This is a genomic window from Streptomyces sp. AMJ-169, from assembly GCF_055597585.1.
In genome coordinates, this window is the sequence record NZ_JBVLTJ010000022.1 from 75,190 (window position 1) to 95,043 (window position 19,854).

14 protein-coding genes, 4 tRNA genes and 1 other RNA gene are annotated in these 19,854 nt (G+C 71.4%); 13 read left to right on the forward strand and 6 right to left on the reverse strand.

Annotated elements, in window-relative coordinates; genetic code table 11:
• The first annotated feature begins 10 nt into the window (after positions 1–10).
• The 8 genes from ACYUD3_RS35760 (at position 11) to ACYUD3_RS35795 (ending at position 4,568) form a co-directional block, all read left to right on the forward strand.
• On the forward strand, positions 11–328 hold the full coding sequence (locus ACYUD3_RS35760; RefSeq protein ID WP_470979704.1) for a histone-like nucleoid-structuring protein Lsr2: 318 nt from the start codon (positions 11–13) through the stop codon (positions 326–328).
• A 145-nt stretch (positions 329–473) separates the two neighbouring features.
• Positions 474–545 (forward strand) — tRNA-Gly (locus ACYUD3_RS35765).
• Between the two features lie 50 nt (positions 546–595).
• Positions 596–671 (forward strand) — tRNA-Gly (locus ACYUD3_RS35770).
• A 127-nt stretch (positions 672–798) separates the two neighbouring features.
• Positions 799–1,863: an ABC transporter ATP-binding protein gene (locus tag ACYUD3_RS35775; RefSeq protein WP_470979707.1), complete on the forward strand. Its 1,065-nt coding sequence runs from the start codon at positions 799–801 to the stop codon at positions 1,861–1,863.
• Positions 1,860–2,624, forward strand: a complete 765-nt coding sequence (locus ACYUD3_RS35780; protein WP_470979710.1) for an ABC transporter permease — start codon at positions 1,860–1,862, stop codon at positions 2,622–2,624. The genes ACYUD3_RS35775 and ACYUD3_RS35780 overlap by 4 nt, the downstream gene beginning before the upstream one ends.
• Positions 2,625–2,641: 17 nt before the next feature.
• Positions 2,642–3,853: a sensor histidine kinase gene (locus ACYUD3_RS35785; RefSeq protein ID WP_470979713.1), complete on the forward strand. Its 1,212-nt coding sequence runs from the start codon at positions 2,642–2,644 to the stop codon at positions 3,851–3,853.
• The gene (locus ACYUD3_RS35790) at positions 3,850–4,458 is read left to right on the forward strand and encodes a response regulator (protein WP_470979715.1); all 609 of its coding nucleotides are present in this window, start codon (positions 3,850–3,852) and stop codon (positions 4,456–4,458) included. Before ACYUD3_RS35785 ends, ACYUD3_RS35790 begins: the two co-directional genes overlap by 4 nt.
• 34 nt (positions 4,459–4,492) lie before the next feature.
• Positions 4,493–4,568, forward strand: a tRNA-Gly gene (locus ACYUD3_RS35795).
• Positions 4,569–4,711: 143 nt separating this feature from the next.
• On the opposite strand, the gene ACYUD3_RS35800 is transcribed toward ACYUD3_RS35795, so the two are convergent.
• From ACYUD3_RS35800 to ACYUD3_RS35820, 5 genes are all read right to left on the reverse strand, one after another.
• Positions 4,712–5,614, reverse strand: a complete 903-nt coding sequence (locus ACYUD3_RS35800) for a phosphoribosylaminoimidazolesuccinocarboxamide synthase (RefSeq protein WP_470979718.1) — start codon at positions 5,612–5,614, stop codon at positions 4,712–4,714.
• 73 nt (positions 5,615–5,687) lie between these two features.
• A complete protein-coding gene (locus tag ACYUD3_RS35805) occupies positions 5,688–7,193 on the reverse strand; it encodes a N,N-dimethylformamidase beta subunit family domain-containing protein (RefSeq protein ID WP_470979721.1) in 1,506 nt (501 codons plus the stop codon).
• Between the two features lie 212 nt (positions 7,194–7,405).
• A complete protein-coding gene (locus ACYUD3_RS35810) occupies positions 7,406–9,184 on the reverse strand; it encodes a hypothetical protein (RefSeq protein WP_470979724.1) in 1,779 nt (592 codons plus the stop codon).
• A 396-nt stretch (positions 9,185–9,580) separates the two neighbouring features.
• Positions 9,581–10,840 (reverse strand): phosphoribosylamine--glycine ligase, encoded by a 1,260-nt coding sequence (gene purD, locus ACYUD3_RS35815; protein ID WP_470979727.1) that lies wholly within the window; start codon positions 10,838–10,840, stop codon positions 9,581–9,583.
• 683 nt (positions 10,841–11,523) lie between these two features.
• A complete protein-coding gene (locus tag ACYUD3_RS35820; RefSeq protein ID WP_470979730.1) occupies positions 11,524–14,187 on the reverse strand; it encodes a DNA polymerase III subunit gamma and tau in 2,664 nt (887 codons plus the stop codon).
• Positions 14,188–14,405: 218 nt separating this feature from the next.
• Here ACYUD3_RS35820 and ACYUD3_RS35825 point away from each other — a divergent pair, with 218 nt between their 5' ends.
• Entirely contained in the window at positions 14,406–16,082 is a 1,677-nt protein-coding gene (locus tag ACYUD3_RS35825; protein ID WP_470979733.1) for a histidine phosphatase family protein, read from the forward strand.
• A gap of 296 nt (positions 16,083–16,378) precedes the next feature.
• On the opposite strand, the gene ffs is transcribed toward ACYUD3_RS35825, so the two are convergent.
• Positions 16,379–16,475: signal recognition particle sRNA small type (gene ffs, locus ACYUD3_RS35830), an RNA gene on the reverse strand.
• A gap of 110 nt (positions 16,476–16,585) precedes the next feature.
• On the opposite strand from ffs, the gene ACYUD3_RS35835 reads away from it, so the two are divergent.
• From ACYUD3_RS35835 to ACYUD3_RS35850, 4 genes are all read left to right on the forward strand, one after another.
• Positions 16,586–16,673: transfer RNA gene (locus ACYUD3_RS35835), tRNA-Ser, on the forward strand.
• A gap of 452 nt (positions 16,674–17,125) precedes the next feature.
• Positions 17,126–17,602, forward strand: a complete 477-nt coding sequence (locus tag ACYUD3_RS35840) for a hypothetical protein (protein ID WP_470979736.1) — start codon at positions 17,126–17,128, stop codon at positions 17,600–17,602.
• 14 nt (positions 17,603–17,616) lie between these two features.
• A complete protein-coding gene (locus tag ACYUD3_RS35845) occupies positions 17,617–18,261 on the forward strand; it encodes a hypothetical protein (RefSeq protein WP_470979739.1) in 645 nt (214 codons plus the stop codon).
• 255 nt (positions 18,262–18,516) lie between these two features.
• Positions 18,517–19,854, forward strand: a 1,338-nt coding sequence (locus tag ACYUD3_RS35850; RefSeq protein WP_470979742.1) for a type I restriction-modification system subunit M, incomplete at its 3' end; no start/stop codon positions are given.

Here is a 19,854-nt window from a genome sequence, read left to right on the forward strand (position 1 = left end):
ACCGATATTCGTGGCGCAGAAGGTCGTGGTCACTCTCTTTGACGACATCGACGGCTCGGAAGCGGCGGAAACGATCGCCTTCGGCCTCGACGGGAAGTCGTACGAGATCGACCTGAATGAAGCCAATGCCAAGAAACTGCGTAAGGCTCTTGAGCCGTACGTGGAGGCGGGCCGCAAGCGGTCCCGTTCCGGCAAGGCCTACCGGCAGACCGAGGTCGCCCCCGACCCGGCCGCGGTCCGCGCCTGGGCGCTGGCCAACAAGATGGACGTACCGGCCCGGGGCCGGATCCCCAAGAAGGTGTACGAGGCGTTCGCCGCGGCCCAGTGACGCGGTGCCGGCTGCCCTCAGGTCCCGCTGGGGGCAGCCGACTTGAGGGCCCGGCGGGCTCGACTTGCGTTACCCCCCCGCCGATCGGCTAATGTCTGGAGCACGCCGCCGGGCGGGACGGAAAAGTCCAGGCCAGGCAGGTTGTGCGGGTGTAGTTCAGTAGCAGAACATCCCCCTTCCAGGGGGAAGGCGCAGTGTGCAATTCCTGTCACCCGCTCTGCATCGCCGTACCGGACACGCTTCTTCGTCGGGTAGGGTGGGGCAAGTGCGGACGTAGCTCAGTTGGTAGAGCGCAACCTTGCCAAGGTTGAGGTCGCGAGTTCGAGCCTCGTCGTCCGCTCCAAGTGAAGGCCCCGGTCGGGTAATCGACCGGGGTCTTTTCGCGTCTTCGGGCGGCTTCTGACATTTGTCATGGGGAGTGGTGACATGCCGCACTACAGCGGCGCCTCGGGCCCCGGCACGCTGAATGCATGAACTCCTTGAAGGAACACGTGATCGAGGTCACCGACCTCCGGCGTGTGTACGGGGGCGGGTTCGCGGCGGTCCGGGGCGTCAGCTTCCAGGTCGGGCGCGGGGAAGTCTTCGCGCTGCTGGGGACCAACGGGGCCGGGAAGACCTCCACCGTCGAACTGCTGGAAGGGCTCGCGCGGCCCAGCGGGGGAAGCGTGCGGGTGCTCGGGCACGACCCGTACACCGAGCGCGACGCCGTACGGCCGCGCACCGGGGTGATGCTCCAGGAGGGCGGGTTCCCGTCCGAGCTGACCGTCGGCGAGACCGCGCGGATGTGGGCGGGGTGCGTCAGCGGGGCACGGCCGGTCGCGAGTGAGCCGAAGGGGCGCGTCGGTGTCGAGGGGGTGAGCGCGCGGAGGCCCGAAGGGCTGAGCACGGTCACCGCCTCGACACCGACTAAGGCGCCCCGGAGGCGAACGAGCCATCAATACAGCGAGGCGCTGGAGCTGGTCGGGCTCGGGCATCGGACCGGTGTGCGGGTCAAGCAGCTGTCCGGGGGTGAGCGGCGGCGGCTCGATCTCGCGCTGGCGCTGCTCGGGAAGCCCGAGGTGCTGTTCCTGGACGAGCCGACGACCGGTCTCGACGCCGAAGGGCGGCGCGACACCTGGGAGTTGGTGCGGGCGCTGCGGGACTCCGGGACGACCGTGCTGCTCACCACGCACTACCTGGAGGAGGCCGAGGGGCTCGCGGACCGGCTCGCCATCATGCACGCCGGTGAGATCGCCGTCTCGGGCACCCCGGCCGAGGTGACGGCCGCGCAGCCGTCCCGGATGTCCTTCGAGCTGCCGCTCGGGTACTTCGTCGGGGACCTGCCGCCGCTCGCCGAACTCGGGGTCTTCGAGCACTCCGTGGACGGGAGCCTCGTACGGCTGCGGACGCGGGAGTTGCAGCGGACGGCGACGCTGGTGCTGGACTGGGCCGCGCGGGCCGGGGTGGAACTGGGGCGGCTGGACGTGCGGCCGGCCTCGCTGGAGGAGGCGTTCCTCGGGATCGCCGCCGCGGAGCGTGAAGGAGCCGTCGTATGAGCACCGCCGCCGGAAGGCTTCGGGCGCTCGCGTCCGCCGAGTTCATCCTGCTCGGGCGCAACAAGAGCATGCTCGTCGCCGCCGTCCTGATCCCGCTGCTGCTGCCGTTCTCGCTGCGCGGGGCCGTCGACGACATGAAGGTGCGGGACGTCGGGCTGGACCCCGGGACCGTGCTGCTGCCGGCCGGGATCGGGTTCTCGCTGCTGTTCGGGGTGTACTCGGGGATCGCCGGGGTGCTCACCGCGCGCCGCGAGGAGCTGGTGCTGAAGCGGCTGCGGACCGGGGAGCTGCGGGACAGGGAGATCCTCGCCGGGGCCGCGCTGCCGATGGCCGGGATCGGGCTGCTCCAGGTGATCGCGCTGATCGCGGGATCGGCGGCGCTGCTCGGGGTGGGCGCGCCCGGGGCACCCCAACTCGTCGTCCTGGGGCTGCTGTTGGGGCTCGTGCTGTGCGCGCTGCTGGCCGCCGTCACCTCCGGGCTGACCAAGACCGCGGAGAGCGCGCAGGTCACGACCATGCCGTTCGTGTTCGTCTCGATGATCGCCTCCGGGGTCGCCGTACCGCTGGAGGTCTTCCCCGGCCGGGTGGCGTCCGCGCTGGAGCTGCTGCCGCTGTCGCCGGTCATCGCGCTGGTGCGGGGCGGCTGGACCGGGGACCTGTCCGGTTACGACGCGCTGAAGGCCGTCGGTACCGGGCTGGTCTGGGTCGTGCTTGCCTTGGTGGGGGCGCGCCGGTGGTTCCGCTGGGAACCCCGGCGCTAGAGGAGAGCGGGAGAGGCATGCGCGGCTGGTGGCGGGGGAAGAGCACGCCGGAGAAGTTCGACGCGTACATCCGGTGGTCGTTCTACGCCTTCGGGCCGATGGAGTTCGCCATCGCCGGGGTGCCGGCCGTGCGGGAGCTGGGGGCGGGGGCCGGCGGGGCGCTGGCGGCGCTGATGGGGCTGCACGGGGTGGGGCTCGTGGCGGTCGTGGCCCGCACGGCGGACTGGCGGCAAGGGGTGCGGGAGCGGCCGGCGCGACTGCTGTGGGGGTACGGCGCGCTGACCTTGCTGATCGCCCTCGCCGCCCTGCTGACCGCCCGGTACGCGGCCGAAGGACAGGGCGCGGTGCGGACGGCGGGCGCTGTCTTCGGGGTCGCCGTGAGCTTCGGGGCGGGGATCCTCACGCTGGGGCTGCGGGAGCGGCGGCGGATGTACGCGGCCGTCGGGGGGATGTCCCTGGGGACCGGGGTGCTGTCGCTGCTGCTGGGCACGCCCTGGCTCGCGGTCCTCCTCACCACCGCGGTCGTCTTCGTCACCTCGGGGTTCCTCGCCTTCATCGCCGTCTCCTCGGTCTGGCTCATCGGCGCCGTCTACGAGCTGGACGCCGCCCGCGAGACGCGCGCCCGGCTCGCCGTCGCCGAGGAGCGGCTGCGGTTCGGGCGGGATCTGCACGACGTGCTCGGGCGCAACCTCGCGGTGATCGCGCTGAAGAGCGAACTCGCCGTGCGGCTCGCGCGGCGGGGGCGGGAGGAGGGGCTTGAGCAGATGGTCGAGGTGCAGCGGATCGCGCGGGAGTCGCAGCGGGAGGTGCGGGCCGTCGTACGCGGGTACCGGGAGGTCGATCTCGGGGTCGAACTCGCCGGGGCGCGGGGGGTGCTGGGCGCCGCGGGGATCGTGTGCGAGGTCAGCGGGGAGGCGCGGGGGCTGCCGGCCGAGGTGCAGTCGGCGCTGGGGTGGGTGGTGCGGGAGGCGACCACCAATGTGCTGCGGCACGGGGACGCGGGGAAGTGCGCGGTGCGGGTGTCCGTGGGCGGGGGGCGGGTGGTGCTGGTCGTGGAGAACGACGGGGCTTCCTCCGGTGGGGGTTCCGCCGGCGGGTCGGGGCTGGCCGGGCTGCGGGAGCGGCTCGCGGCCGTCGGGGGGACGCTGGAGGCCGGGCTCGTCCCGGACGGGGTGTTCCGGGTCGTGGCCGAGGTCCCCATGGAATCTGTGAGAGAGGTCACTTCATGAGCCTGCGGGTGCTGCTCGCCGACGACGAGCATCTGATCCGGGGGGCGCTCGCCGCGCTGCTGTCGCTGGAGGACGATCTCCTGATCGTCGCCGAGGCGGCCAGCGGGCCCGAGGCGCTCGCCATGGCGCTGGCGCACGCGCCCGACGTCGCCGTGCTGGATCTCCAGATGCCGGGGGCGGACGGTGTGAAGGTCGCCACATCGCTGCGGGCCGAACTGCCGGACTGCCGCGTGCTGATCGTGACCAGTCATGGGCGGCCGGGGCATCTCAAGCGGGCGCTGGCCGCCGGGGTGCGGGGGTTCGTGCCGAAGACGGTGAGCGCGCGGCGGCTGGCCGAGATCATCCGGACCGTGCATGCCGGAAATCGGTACGTGGACCCGGAGTTGGCGGCCGACGCGATCGCCGCCGGGGACTCGCCGCTGACCGCTCGGGAGGCGGAGGTGCTGGAGCTGGCGGGCGATGGGGCGCCGGTCGCGGAGATCGCCGAGCGGGCGGGGCTCTCGCAGGGGACGGTGCGGAACTATCTGTCTTCGGCGGCGTCGAAGCTGGGGGCGGAGAACCGGCATGCGGCGGTGCGGGTCGCCCGGGCGCGGGGTTGGGTATAGTTGGCGTCGCGCCACGGCGCAGTGCGGTGCCTTTGCGGACGTAGCTCAGTTGGTAGAGCGCAACCTTGCCAAGGTTGAGGTCGCGAGTTCGAGCCTCGTCGTCCGCTCCAGCTTTTAGACCCCGGTCGGGATTTCGGCCGGGGTCTTTCGCGTTCGTGGTCGGGTGCGGGCCGGTGGGGCTTGTTCGCGCAGTTCCCCGCGCCCCTAAAAGAAGTTGGCTCCCCGGAGTCGTTCGCCCCGGGGAGCTTTCCCCCTACGACCAGCTCTCGCCCGTCAGCCTCTCGTACGCCTCCACGTACTTCGCCCTCGTCTCCGTCACCACCCGCTCCGGCAGCTCCGGCGGGGGCTGTTCGCTTTTTCTGTCCCAGCCGGATTCCTCCGAGGTCAGCCAGTCGCGGACGAACTGTTTGTCGTACGACTGCTGCGGGCGGCCGGGGTTCCACAGGGACGCCGGCCAGAAGCGGGACGAGTCGGGGGTCAGGACCTCGTCGGCGATCGTCAGGACGCCCTCGCTGTCGTGGCCGAACTCGAACTTCGTGTCCGCGAGGATGATGCCCCGCTCGCGGGCGATGTCGCGGGCCCGGGAGTACACGGCCAGCGTGGACTCGCGCAGCTCGGCCGCCGTGTCCGCGCCGACCTGGCGGGCGACTTCCTCGTACGACACGTTCTCGTCGTGGTCGCCGACGGCCGCCTTCGTGGCCGGGGTGAAGATCGGGGCGGGCAACTCGCTGCCGTCGACCAGGCCCTCGGGGAGCGGGAGGCCGCAGACCGTGCGGGACGCGTCGTACTCCAGCAGGCCCGAGCCGGTGAGGTAGCCGCGGGCCACGCACTCCACGGGGAGCATGTCGAGGCTCTTGCAGATCAGGGTGCGGCCGGCCCAGTCGACGGGGGCGTTCGCCGGGAGGTCGGTGCTCAGGACGTGATTGGGGATCAGATCCTTGAGCTGGTCGAACCACCACAGGGACAGCTGGGTGAGGACGCGGCCCTTGTCGGGGATCTCGGTCGGCAGGACCCAGTCGTACGCGGACGTGCGGTCGCTGGCGACCATCACGAGGTCGCCCGCACCGTCGCGGTACAGCTCGCGCACCTTGCCGGTGTGGAGGTGGACCAGGCCCGGGACCTCCAGCGGTTCGGGCTTTTCTACGAATCCGGACACGGTTGCTCCCCGGTGTTCTCTACAGGTGTCTCGATTCTCCCGTATGGGGTCGGGTGACCGGTCAGGAGGGTCCTCAGTCGTGTTTGCAGATGCGGTCCAGGAGGTTCGCGGTGGCTCTCTGGACGCGGGCGTCGACGTGGCCGGGGCGGTCCAGGGCGGGGGACCAGGCGAAGGTGCCGGAGGCGAAGACGAGGGCGCCGGAGGGGGCGCGGTAGAGGGACGTCTCCTGGTGGCGGCGGACGTCGGCGCCGTCGGTGTAGGGGGAGTGGGCGAGCAGGACGCGGCCGTCGTGCTCGGGGAGGGGGGTGCGGGGGAAGTAGCGGTCGGCCTCGCCGGCCACCAGGTCCTCGATCTCGTCCGCCTCGTGCGCCCCGGTCGCCTCCCACAGCCAGTGGTGGGCGTTGCGGACGATGAGGGGGCTCGGCTCGGGGACGCGGCCCGCGTACTGGATGCCGACCAGCTGCTGCTCGGGGCGGTCGATCTCCCGCCAGAGCAGGGACTTTCCGGGGCCCTTGCGTTTTCGGCAGGTCAGCAGCCGGGCCGGGACACCGGACGGGGAGGGGCCCAACTCCACTTGCCAGTACATGGTGTTGGCGGAGAGGAACACCAACGACGTGCCGTGGTCGCGGGCTTGCTCGACCGTGCGCCGCATATTGGCCGACCAGTACTCGTCGTGGCCGGGGAAGACCAGGCCCCGGTAGCGGGTGGGGTCGACCAGTCCGCAGTGCAGATCGCGGGCGTCGGCGTAGGCGAGGTCGTAGCCGTAGCGCTCGGCCCAGCGGATCACGTCGTAGGCGTGGCCCACGTGCAGCGGGAGGCCGGCGCCGGCGTAGGGGCGGTCGAAGGAGACGGTCGTCGCGGCGTCGGGTTCGCCGAGGAGGCGGCCCTCGTCGTCCCACGCGTGGTAGAGGCTCGCGCCGGTGCGGCCGTCCTCCGGGTAGAGGTTGTACGCCTGCCAGGTCACGTCCGGCAGCAGCAGCAGGAGGTCGGCGCGGCGCTGGTCGCGGACGGTGAAGGGGATGTGGGAGCGGTAGCCGTCGGTGGTGGTGAGGACCGCGACGTACGCGCCGACGTTCCAGAACGACGGGACTTGCAGGCGCCAGCTGAGCCACCAGTGGTGGCAGCTGACCGTGCGGTCGGCCGTGAGCGGCGGGGGCTGGACGATGCCCGAGAGGCGGGGGCTCGTGGTGATCTTCGCGGCGCCCTCGCCGTTGTAGTGGCCGATGCGGTAGATGTCGACCGTGAACTCCTGGGGCGGGTCGACGGTGATCCGGAAGTCCAGGGCCTCGCCGGGGGCGACCGCGCCGGAGGTGGTGAAGCCCTTGATCTGGCGGTGCACGTCGTCCGCCGAGCGGGGGCCGCCGGGCGCCGGGGTGCGGGGGCGCTTCTGGTCGCGGGGCGCGGGGACCCTCGGGGCGGGGTCGACGTACCAGGGGACGACCTTGCCCGTGTCGTCGAAGTAGCTCTCGCCGCCCCGCAGCCAGGGGAGGGGGCCGAGGCCGAAGGGGTCCGTCACGGCGTGCGCCATGGCGCCCGACTCCCATCGGCGGATGTGCTCCGAGTCCGCTGCGGTGCCCATGGGTTCCCTCCCTGCCTGCCCCCGTGTCGCGCGGGTACTTCTGTCGCGGGCCTATGTCGGGCGCGCTTGCCATGGGCCCGATCGGTCCCAGCACATCACATAACGCCCACGACTGGTCACTATTCGTTGCGAATTGACTGGAAGTGGAGGGTGCCGTTCCGATACGACGGTTCGGTACGACGGTATGGGCGCGGCTCCCGGGGCGGTCCGGCTCAGACCAGCCGGACCGGCTTCTCCGGGCGTATGCCCAGCTCGACCAGCCACACCCGCAGGGGGTCCGGGTCGCCGTCCTCCACCAGGCTCAGCACCCGGGGGGCCAGGTCGGCGGCGCGTTCACCGGCGACCAGGAGGACCGGGCCGTCCAGCCAGTCCAGCCCCGGGAGCGCGCCCGCAGTGTCCATCGCCGCGCAGCAGACCATCGCCGTGACGTGATCGGCGAGCAACTCCCTTCCTGTGCGCGGGGGTTGGAGGGGGAAGAGGGGGAGGGCGGCGTTGTCCCAGAGGGGGGCGACGGGTTCGGTGCCGGGGGGTGCGGCGGCTTCTTCGCGGGCCACCTCGGCGGTGAGGCGGGCGGCTAGGGCGGCGGTGCGGGGGGAGAGGGCGGGGGTGTCCTGGTCGGCGTACAGGTCCGTGACGGTTTCCTCCGGCTCCCCGGCCTCGTTCAGCTCCTCCAGCTCCCGCCGCCCCCTCAACTCCCCCCGCTCCTCGGTCAGATGCTCCAGCACCCTCGCCAGCGTCGGCCCGTGCGGGTCGACCCCCGAAGCCGCCGGGGTCCGGCGGACGCCCAGCGCGTCGAGTGTGCGGTGGAGGCGGGCCGCGTCGGTGCGCCACTTGCGGTCGACCACCTCCTCCGGGTAGTCCTGCCAGCTCACCGGGGACCAGTCGGGGCCGGGCTCCGCCGGGCCGCCGTGGAAGAGGCGGGCGGCGAGGAGGGAGGCGGCCTCGTCGATGGCGCCGGGCTCCTCCAGGAGGTCGCAGGCCGGGCGTTCGCCGAGGCGGGAGGCGAAGCCTTCGGCGAGGCGGTCGCGGCGGGACAGCTCGGTCAGGGCGGCGACGACACCCGCGTCCAGCCGGGAGGGCCAGCGGCCCATCCGCCAGGCGGGCAGCGCGACCCGGGTCAGCAGGCGGTCCCAGCCGGCGTACGCGAGGCCGACCTGTTCCTGGGCGACGATCCGCAGCCCGTAGTCCACGGCCTGGGCCCGCTCGGCGGCGGCCGCGGCGACCCCGCGCTCCATCTCCGCCGCGTGCACCCGGCAGCCGCGCAGCAGGATCCGTACGACCTGGCCCATGCCGGCGCAGAGCAGCCGGGTCGCGGGGCAGCGGCCCCGGTCGGCGGTGACGGCGAGCGCCGCGTCGAGACCGCGCACGAAACGGCGGGCCGCGGCTATGTCGGGGTGGGCGGAGGGGCCCGTACCGGCGACGACCGGCGCGAGCACCGCGCGCAGTTCACCGACGCGCATCCACCACAGGAAGGGGGAGCCGATGACGAGGAGGGGGGCGGTGGGCGTACGGCGGTGCGGGGCGCCGTCGGACAGCTCGTCCCGCTTGGCCGGCGGCGGCGCACCCTGCTGGCGGTGCGAGCGGTGCGTACGGTCCTCCAGCCAGCTGTCGCAGTCCGGCGTCAGGGCTATCGCGGAGGGGGCGGGGACGTCGAGCCGGTCCGCCAAGTCCCGCACCAGGCGGTAGAGATCGGGGGCCGACGCCTCGGGGACCGGGACCGTCGGGCTCGTCGCCGGACGGGACCTCGCCACCAGGAGGGCGATCGCGCCGGCCGCCAGCAGGACCACGAGGGCGACGGCGGAGACCACCCACCGGGCGACGTCCCAGCCATGGCCCACGAGATGACGCGTCGCGCCGCCGGCCCACAGGATCACCGCCGCCGCGGCCGGCAGCAGTGCCACGGCCAGCGCGCGACCGCGCAGCCTCAGCACCGCGAGCGCCCGCGCACGCGCCGCCTGAGCGCCCGCCTCCACACCGGCCGCATCGCTCATGACCGCAACGCACCCCCTCCCTGCCTCGCTCGCGTCCGCCTGCCTTTGCTCACTCCCCCACTGTGGCACCCGCCACTGACATCGCAATGCCGGTGAGCCAAGTGCCGGATCTCCGGGGAGCGCCCGAACACATGCGCCGCACCCTAGTTGGGGCGGGCAGCCGCGTCAGCCGGATGGCACAGCGCTCACTCGATGGAATGGCTTTGGGGAGAGGTGCTGACCGGATCACCTGCGGTAGGGCAAGGGTGAGGCCCCGTATCCGAAGACGGATGCGGGGCCTCAAAAGTTCACCGGGGGTCGGCTCGGGGGCGTGCGCGGTGCGGCTTGGGGGCGTACGAGGTGCGGCCCGTGGGCGTACGAAGGTGCGGCTCGCCCCCGCCGCTCAGACCCCGCCGTTCAGGCGCCCGCCTCCGCCGCCGCCTTCGCCGCGATGTCCGTGCGGTGCTGGGAGCCGTCGAGGGTGATGCGGCCGAGGGCCCGGTACGCGCGCTCGCGGGCCTTCGTCAGGTCCGCGCCGGTCGCGGTGACCGACAGGACCCGGCCGCCGGCGCTGACGATGTCGTCGCCGTCGAGGCGGGTGCCCGCGTGCAGGACGTACGCGTGCGGGGCGTCCTCGGCGGTGACGTCCGCCAGGCCCGTGATCGGGTCGCCCGTGCGCGGGGTGTCCGGGTAGTTGTGGGAGGCGATCACGACCGTCACCGCCGCGTCCTCGCTCCAGCGCAGGGGTTCGAGGTCGGCGAGGGTGCCGGTGGCGGCGGCCAGGAGGATGCCGGAGAGAGGGGTTCGCAGGCGGGCCAGGACGACCTGGGTCTCCGGGTCGCCGAACCGGGCGTTGAACTCGATGACCCGGACGCCGCGAGAAGTGATCGCGAGACCGGCGTACAGGAGACCGGAGAAGGGGGTGCCGCGGCGGCGCAGTTCGTCGACGGTCGGCTGGAGAACGGTCTCCAGGACCTCCTCGACCAGCTTCGGGTCGGCCCACGGCAGCGGCGAGTACGCGCCCATGCCGCCGGTGTTGGGGCCCTCGTCGCCGTCCAGCGCGCGCTTGAAGTCCTGGGCGGGCTGGAGGGGGACGACCGTGCGGCCGTCGGTGATCGCGAAGAGGGAGACCTCGGGGCCGTCGAGGTACTCCTCGATGACGACCCGCTCGCAGGCGGCGGCGTGCGCCTGCGCGGCGGCGAGATCGCCGGTGACGACGACGCCCTTGCCGGCCGCGAGCCCGTCGTCCTTCACGACGTACGGCGCCCCGAACGCGTCCAGCGCCTCGGCGGCCTCCTCCGGGGTCGTGCACACGTACGACCGCGCGGTCGGCACCCCGGCCCCCGCCATCACGTCCTTCGCGAACGCCTTCGAACCCTCCAGCTGCGCGGCCTCCTTGGAGGGGCCGAACACTGGGATACCGGCTTCGCGTACGGCGTCGGCGACCCCGGCGACCAAGGGGGCCTCGGGGCCTACGACGACGAGGCCGGCGCCCAGCTTCTCGGCGAGCGCCGCTACGGCCGGGCCGTCCAGGGCGTCGACCTGGTGCAGCTCGGCCACCTCGGCGATGCCTGCGTTGCCGGGGGCGCAGTGCAGTGCCGTGACGGCGGGGTCGAGGGACAGGGAGCGGCACAGGGCGTGTTCGCGGGCGCCGGAGCCGATGACGAGGACGTTCACGGGGGTTAGCGTAACCGCTGGGCCGGTGGGGTCCGTCGGGCTGTACGTTCCTCCAAAGTGGCCGCCAATTCAGTCACCGTCCCCCTGGGGGCTGCGCCCCCAGACCCCGCTCCGGCCCTGAACGGGCCTTGTCCTCAATCGCCGGACGGGCTGAGTGATGTGGGCCGGGGATGGGAGGGGGCGGCCTGAGAGGGAGGGGCGTCCTCAGAGCGAGGGGCCGTCCTCAGAGGGAGGGGGCGTCCTCAGAGGGAGCTGCCGTTGACCTGAGAGGGAGCCTGTCCAGCCTGAGAGGGAGCTGCCCTTAAAGGAGCGGCGGTTAAAAGGAGCGGCAGCTTTCGGGCGATGTGAGCGATCCGGGGTATGGGAGCGAACCGGGGTATGGGAGCGACTCGGGATACGGGAGCGGCCCGGGGGACCGGAGCGATCCGGAGTACAGGAGCGGCCCGGGTGACCGGAGCGGCCCGGAATACGAGAGCGGCCCAGGAGACCGGAGCGATCCGGAGTACAGGAGCGGCCCGGGTGACCGGAGCGGCCCGGAATACGAGAGCGGCCCGGGTGACCGGAGCGATCCGGGGTACGGGGGCGACTCGGGAGACCGGAGCGATCCGGGAGACGTGAGCGACCCTGCGTACGGGAGCGGCCCGTCCGTTCGTCCGCCGCCCCGCCTCTCCCCTCCCCTCCCCTCACTCGTTCGCGATCTCCTCCACCACCGTCGCCCCCAGTTCCCGGACGATCAACTCGTGGCCGGACAGGGCCGACTCGTTGAGGTCTGGGTCGTCGTCCTCGGGGACGTCGTCTTCGGGGGCCACCATGTCGTACGCGGGCGGCGGGGGCTGCTGGGGGGCCGGGGGCGGGGTCGGCTGTTGCGTGGGTGGCTGCTGCTGCGGGGGCTGGTAGCTCTGCTGGGGCGGGGCGTTGTAGGGGGGCGGCGGGGCGAAGTTTCCGCCGCCCCCGGAGAAGCCTCCGGGCCCCGGGGAACCGGGGGCGCCCATACCGCCGCCGCCCGACGGGTCGACCACCGCGTCGATCTTCCAGTGCACGCTGAACTGCTCCGCCAGCGCCTGCCGCAGCGCCTCTTCGCTGCCGCTGCTCGTGAACTTGTCGCGGGCACCGCCGTTGACGAAGCCGAGCTGGAGGGTGGTCCCGTCGAAGCCGGTGACCTGGGCGTTCTGGCTGAGGAGGATCCAGGCGAAACGGCGGCGGGTCTTCACCGCCTCCAGGATGTTCGGCCAGAGCGTACGGGGGTCGAGGCCGCCGGCCGGGGGGGCGTAACCGCCGCCCGCGGGGGCTTGCGGCGCGGCCTGGGGCGAGGGGCTCGCGGGCGCCGGTGCCGTAGGCGGCGCGGGCGGGCGGGGCCCACTGCCGGGGGACACCGCCGTCGGCCAGCCACCGGGACGACGTCCGCCACCGGCGGGGGCGGCGGTGGGCCAGGAGCCTGGGGCGGCGGCGGGTTCGGGGGCGGGCGGAGCGGAGGGGGGTGCTGCGGGAGGGGGGGCCGTCGGGGGCGCGTAGCTCTGCGGCGGCTGCTGGGCGGGGGGCTGCTGAGCGGCGTAGGGCTGAGCGGCGGCCTGCGGGGAGCCCGGCTGCTGACCCCCGTACGGCTGGCCGGCAGCCTGCGCGGAGCCCGGCTGCTGACCCTCGTACGGCTGGCCAGCGGGCTGCTGAGCGCCCTGCGCCTGACCGGCGTACGGCTGAGCGGCGGGCGGCTGGGCACTCGGCGCCTGACCGGCGTAGGGCTGAGCGCCGGGCTGCTGGACGCCCGGCTGCTGACCGGCGTAGGGCTGACCGGCGGCCTGCGCGGAGCCCGGCGCCTGACCGGCGTAAGCCTGACCGGCAGCCTGCGGGGAGCCCGGCTGCTGACCGGCATACGGCTGACCGGCGGCCTGCTGAGCGCCCTGTGCCTGAGCGGCGTACGCCTGGCCAGCCGCCTGCTGAACGCCCGCTGCCTGACCGGCCCCCGGCGCCTGTGCCCCCTGAGCCGACGGAGGTACCGAACCACCCGCAGAACCCCCGGCCCCAGCCCCCGCAGCTCCCCCACGCACCGCGGCCCTCGCCGCGGCCGCTCCGCCCCCGGCGGGAATCCCCATCTCGGCGTCCACCCCAGCCCCCACCCCATGCACATCAGGCGAAGGCACGTACCCCACGGACAACCCAGCCGGCCCCTGCGTCACATGAGCCGCCGCCGGCACCCCGTTCCGCTCGATGCGGTCAAGGCGAGCCATGACCGACCGCTCGTCCCCATAAGCCGCAGGCAGCAGCACGCGCGCGCAGATCAGCTCTAGTTGGAGACGCGGGGAGGTCGCGCCGCGCATCTCGGTCAGCCCCTCGTTGACGAGGTCGGCCGCCCGGCTCAGTTCGGCCGCGCCGAAGACGCCGGCCTGGGCCTGCATGCGTTCGACGACGTCGGCGGGGGCGTCGATGAGCCCCTTCTCGGCCGCGTCGGGGACGGCCGCGAGGATGACGAGGTCGCGGAGGCGTTCGAGGAGGTCGGCGACGAAGCGGCGGGGGTCGTTGCCGCCCTCGATGACGTGGTCGACGACCTCGAAGGCGGCGGCGCCGTCGCCGGTGGCGAAGGACTCGACGACCGAGTCGAGGAGGGAGCCGTCGGTGTAGCCGAGGAGGGAGGTGGCCATGGCGTAGGTCACGCCCTCGGCGGTCGCGCCGGCGAGGAGCTGGTCCATGACGGACATGGAGTCACGGACGGAACCGGCGCCCGCGCGGACGACGAGGGGGAGGACGCCGTCCTCGACGGGGATGTCCTCCTTGCCGCAGACCTCGCCGAGGTAGCCGCGCAGGGTGCCGGGCGGGACGAGGCGGAAGGGGTAGTGGTGGGTCCGCGAGCGGATCGTCCCGATGACCTTCTCGGGCTCGGTCGTGGCGAAGATGAACTTGAGGTGCTCCGGGGGCTCCTCGACGACCTTCAGCAGCGCGTTGAACCCGGCCGGCGTGACCATGTGGGCCTCGTCGATGATGTAGATCTTGTAGCGGCTGCGGGCGGGGCCGAAGAAGGCCTTCTCGCGCAGGTCACGGGCGTCGTCCACACCACCGTGGGACGCCGCGTCGATCTCGATGACGTCGATGGAGCCCGGCCCGTTGCGCGCGAGGTCCTTGCACGACTCGCACTCCCCGCACGGCGTCGGCGTCGGCCCCTGCTCGCAGTTCAGGCACCGCGCCAGGATGCGCGCGCTCGTCGTCTTCCCGCAGCCGCGCGGGCCGCTGAACAGGTACGCGTGATTGACCCGGTTGTTGCGCAGCGCCTGCTGCAACGGGTCTGTCACATGCTCCTGCCCGATGACCTCGGCGAACGACTCCGGGCGATAACGGCGGTACAGCGCGAGAGACGACACGCGTACGAGGTTATAGGCGCCCACTGACAACGCGGGCCACCGAAGCCGGGCGGAGGGGAGCGGGAGGGGCCGGAGGGGAGCGGGTGAGATACCCGTCACAAGGGATTGAGGGCGCCCCATAGATATTGAAAGCTAAAGCACGTCGGCAGCGCCGCCCACTTCGCACCACGCGCGCCCCCAAGCCGCGCGCACCCCCCACACCCCCCGCGAGGCGCCCCATGCCCCTCTACTTCATCCGCCACGGCGAATCCCAGGCCAACGAGCAGAACCGGTTCGCCGGCCGCCTGGACGCCCCCCTCACCCCCCTGGGCCACCGCCAGGCCGAACAGGCCGCCGAACGGGTCGCCGCGCTCGCGGCCGGCGGCGTACGCATCGACGAGGTCCACGTCTCCACCCTCCGCCGCGCCCAGGACACCGCCCGCGCGATCACCGACCGCCTCCCCGGGCCGCCGGACCGTGTCACCGTCTCGGAGGCCCTCACCGAACGCGACTTCGGGGTCTACAGCGGGCGCAACAAGAGCCTCGTGAAGAAGTCCATCGGCTTCGGCGGCTACACCGAGGCCTTCCACTCGCCGACCGGGCAGCCGCCCGGCGGGGAGAGCTGGGGCGAGATGTACGCGCGCGTGGCGGCGTACTACGAGGACGTCCTGTTGCCGGCCTCCCGCGCGGGGCGCACGGTTTTGGTCGTCGCCCATAAGTACGTCGTCGAGATGTTCGCGCTGGTCGTCGCGGGTGCCGAGCCGGGGGCGTACCGGGATTTCAAGATCCCCAACGCGCGGCCGCTCGACGAACGTGACCTAAGGAGGGCGGTTTCCGCCCCCGCCGCCACCGGATTGTTGAACGATCTCGGGGAGATCGTCGAGATCCGGCTCCCCTTGCTGATCGCGGCGGCGGCCGTCGCGGGGGTGGCCGGGCAGCTGGCGGTGGGGGTGCGCGTACCCGCCTGGGCGTTCACGGCCGCGCTGACGTCCCTGCTCGCGGTCGGCTCGTTCTTCGCGATGCTCCGCGTCAACCCGCACACCCTGCGCCGCCCGCACGCGGACCTCCGTACAACCTGGCCCCTGCTGCTCCCGCGCCTGGCCCTCGGCCTGCTCCTCCTGTGGACGACCCACTCCCTGCCCACCGAACTGGCCGCCCTGTTCCTCCTCCTGCCCCCCGCCCTGATCGCGCCCACCCTCTCCCTCCTGTGGGGCGGCGACTACTTCTTCGCGATCCGGCACACCGTGGCCGCGTCCCTGGCCCTGCCGGCGCTGCTGCTCGCGGCTCTCGCGGCACTGTCGGCGGCCGGCGGGCGCGCGCCCGTGCTCACCGCGCTCGAACCGGCGCTGCTCGCCTACGCGGCCGTCCTGCTCGCGGCGCTGGTGCTGCCCGGGGTGGCCGCCCAGACCCTGCGCCGCCGCGATCCGATCCGCGCGGGGGCGCTCAGCACGAACTGGAACTGGCTCGGGGGCTTGGCGCTGATTCCGCTGGCGGGGCTGGCGACGTTCGCGCTGACGCCGGCGGCGGGGGTGACGGGGGCGCTCGCCGTCCGCCTGGCCCTGACGATGGCGGTGACGGCGCTGGCCCTAGCCGCCCTGCGCCTCCTGACCGCGCTGGTCCTGCGCCTGCGCGCCCATGGAACCGGCCTCGGCCGCGACCTCTTCATCACCCAGAACACCCCGAACGTGTTCCTGTGGCTGGCGATGACGGCGGTCCTGGCGCCGACCACGGGGGCGCATCCGTCGGTGATCGGGCTGAGTGTGGCGCTGGTGTTCTTTTTGGCGGTCTATGTGGATGAGCGGGTGTTTTTGGCGGCTCATCGGAGGGGGTTTCGGGGGGATTTGGAGGGGGGTGGAGGTGGGGGCGGGAATGGGGGTTTGCGCGGGGCGCGGATGGGGGTTCGCGCGGGGGCGTGAAGGGGGGTTCCGTGGGGGGCGTGAAGGGGGGTGCGGGCGGGGCTCACGCGGGAACGTGAACGGGGATGCGGACGGGGCTCACGCGGGGACCTGAACGGGGATGCGGACGGGGGGCTCGCGCAGGGACGTGAAACAGGGACGCAGCCGGGGCTCACGCAGGGACGTGAACGGGGACGCGGCCCGGGGGGCTCACGCAGGGGCGTGAACGGGGGCTCATGCGGGGGCATAGCTGGGGGCTCGCGCGGGGCGCACGGGGGATCGCGTGAGGATCTTCGCGAGGGGCTGCCGCCGGGAATGCAGAAGACCCCTCACGCACCCGCCAGAGCCGACCTACCCTTGCTGCCTTCCGGCCCTGGGGGAGTTCAGTCAGATAGCGCCGCGTGAGGGGCTACAGCCCAGCCTACCCGATCCCCCACCCCCTCCCGTCCCCCCTCCCGTCCCCCCTCCGGACCTGCTCCGAACGTGGTCACGACCACCCTCCGACGTCATGTAATGTTTCCAGCGGAGGATTCGCCTAGTGGCCTAGGGCGCACGCTTGGAAAGCGTGTTGGGGGCAACCCCTCACGAGTTCGAATCTCGTATCCTCCGCCAGTGCCTCACCGGGCACGATGTTGAAGGGCCCCACCGTTCACGGTGGGGCCCTTCAACGTGCTTGGTCTCAGTTCTGGTCTCAGTTCCTCCGGCGTGACGTCAAACTGCGCCAGAGTCCAAGAGGAGAAGAAGCTGCCGGCGGACTGGCGAGATCGCGGATGTACTGGGCGTCACTGACGAGCCGACCCTCCTCGCCGATGCTGCAAGGTCCGGTCTACCCCCTCCCTGCAAGCCGGTCTCACCCTCTCCCTCCTGCACGGAGGCATCGTGTAGAGGCATCTTGTCGCCGATCGGCTTCCCGCCACCGCTTGCAATCGGCCGCCAGCACCTACTGCAAGGCGATCCCGGCGCGGCTCCTTCGTGGTTCTGCTTGTTATCGCCAAACGTCGATCACCGACGCAGCTGTCAGACCGAGTAGCTACAGTCCTGAACCGGAGACGAGGGAGGGCAGCGTGCCTGTCGACAGCAGTGATCATTTCGCGCGCATCATGAGGCGACTCGCAGAGGAGTTGCCGGATCTCGCCGACCAGCTGAAGCAGGAGGTCCGACAGGGTCGAGTGGCTTCGGAGCAGCGGCTCAGGCAGGAGGGAGAGTACGAAGCGCGCGCCAGCCGACTGGCGGAGGCCGAGCTCCCGCCCCTTGGCAAGGCCGACATCGCCGTACTCCCTTACACCGACGACGAGCGCATGGAACTCATGCGTTCAGCCCTCCTCACGCTTGCCGAGACCATGTACGCGTCACGCAAAGCAGCACTAGACATCGCTTTGAAGCGAGAAATGGAGCTGACGATCGAGTTCGGCGATCCGGAGCTGGAGCCACTCTCCCGCCTGGACCTCAAGGCGGAGACGGAGCGTGCCCGGGTCGCCCTGACGACCGTCCGCGAGCTGCTGTCCGAGGAACCCGGAATGCATGTGGGGGCCATCCAGTGAACAGGGACGATCTGGTGCTGGCCATCGAGCAGGCGATCGGTGCTCTGCAACCTGTATACCGCAGCGACGCCGACGAGTCCGACCTGTACGAGGCATCCCTGCTTGTCGTATGCCTTGAGGCCGCACGAGCAGCAGGTGGGACTTCGCTACTGACTCAGGACGGCAGGGAACCAGCCACTGCCCTGCGTTTCCGCAGGTCTCCCGGGAACTTGTGGTCGGGTGACTTCACCCACGTCGTAGTGGACTTCGCGGGCACGCAGAAGAGGCTGGAGATTCACTTGGGCGTATTCGTAGCTGCCACCACGTCGAAGGTGGCACACGAGTGCGATGTCGCCATCCTGGATCACAAGGAGGCCGAGCGGAGCCGCCGGGCCATGGTCCATCCTCGAAGCAGGGGGCTCATCGCCGCGATCGAGGCAAAGCACTACGGCACTTCACCCGGACTCGGGATCGGCCGCGGGTTCTTGGGGCTGGCCCAGGAACTGGGCGGGAAGAGGTGCTCGCTGGTCTTCCCCTCAGAGAGTTCCACCACGCTTGGCGCCTTGATCGCTAAGAAGGACAGCGAGGCGTACCCGCAGTTGCTTCCTGGCACTACGGCGGCCGAGCGACTGCGCTCAAGGCTCGACCAGGCGATTCGAAACTGGAAGGACCAGCTCTAGGAAGCCACCTGAGCAGGGTGTCGGGTGGCACTACCTGTGGTTTCGGACGGGGCGTGGCACGCGTCGTCTGCTCGGACTGTTTTCCGTATTTCAAGGTCCGGGGGAGGGATATCTTTGGTGCGTCGCTCACTCAAGGGACACAACGCACCGCGCGTTTTTACCCAAGCAAACACGCCCAACGTCCCGGAAGCGACCAGCAGGAACACCACGGCCTTTGGGTCGCCGCCCTTTGACGAGCAAGGACACCCCCAACTGATGGCAGTGACCCAGCAGGAGATCGAGAACCGGTTGTGGGACGCCGCCGACGAGCTGCGCGTGGCGATGCCCGAAGCGCAGTACTCCTCGGTCGTCTTCCCTCTGATGTTCTGGAAGTATCTGTCGGATACCTGGGAGCACACCCACCAGACCTTCCTCAAGGAGAACGAGGACCTCGACCTCTCAGCCGAGGAAGCCGACGAGGTCGAGTACAGCAACTACCAGACGTTCAAGATCCCCTTCATCTTCCCCGGTACCGTCGCCGAGAGCCGCGCCTCTTGGTCATCCATCCTCGCCACCGTCTCCCAGCACGGCCTCGGCCAGCGGGTTCGCGCTTCCCTCCAGGCCATCGAGTCGGCCAACCCTGACAAGTTCTCCCGCATTTTCGGGTCCATGACTTGGACCTCCGAAGCGGTGCTGTCGGGGGAGGTTCTGGCGTCGGTCATGCGAACGATGAACCGCGTCCCCAAGATGCACGAGGGCAATATGTCCCACGATGTGCTCGGTGGAGCGTACGAGTACCTGCTGAAGCGGTTCTCCGACGGGTCCGGCACCCGCGCTGGCCAGTTCTTCACGCCGCGCGAGGTCGTCGAGTTGATCATCGAACTGCTGGACCCTAAGAACCACGAGTCGGTGTACGACCCGACCTGCGGGTCAGGCGGCATGCTCATCGCCGCCGCGAACCTTCTGAAGGCCCACGGCGGTCGGGGATACACACTCGGCCTCAACGGCCAGGAGGCGGTAACGGACACTGCTGGTGTAGCCCGCATGAACCTCTTCATGCACAACCTGACCGAGTTCAAGGTCGAGGTCGGCGACACCCTGAGGGACCCGCGCTTCAAGAAGCCGGACGGGTCCGTCAAGCAATTCGACATGATCGTCGCCAATCCGCCCTACAGCCTGAAGTGGAAGCCCTGGACCAACGACCCGCGCACCATCGGAGGGGTCGCTCCGCAGTCGTCGGCGGACTGGGCATTCGTACAGCACATGATCGCCAGCATGGATCCGAAGAAGGGCCGCGCCGGCGTCGTTCTACCGCATGGCGTCCTCTTTCGAGGCGGCCAGGAGGCAGCCATCCGCCAGCGCGTCCTGGACACCGACCTCCTGGAAACCGTGATCGGGCTACCCGCGAACCTCTTTTACAGCACGACGATTCCGACCTGCATCCTCGTATTCCGTGCCCTCGGCACCAAGACCCCGGAGCGGCAGGACGGCGTGCTGTTCATCGACGCCTCCACAAAGTTCACCAAAGCCAAGAACCGCAACGTCCTCACTGAGCTTCTTCAGCGTTGTCGCTCCAGTGCGAGGACGGCTTTGGCGATTGACGTCATGCGGTTT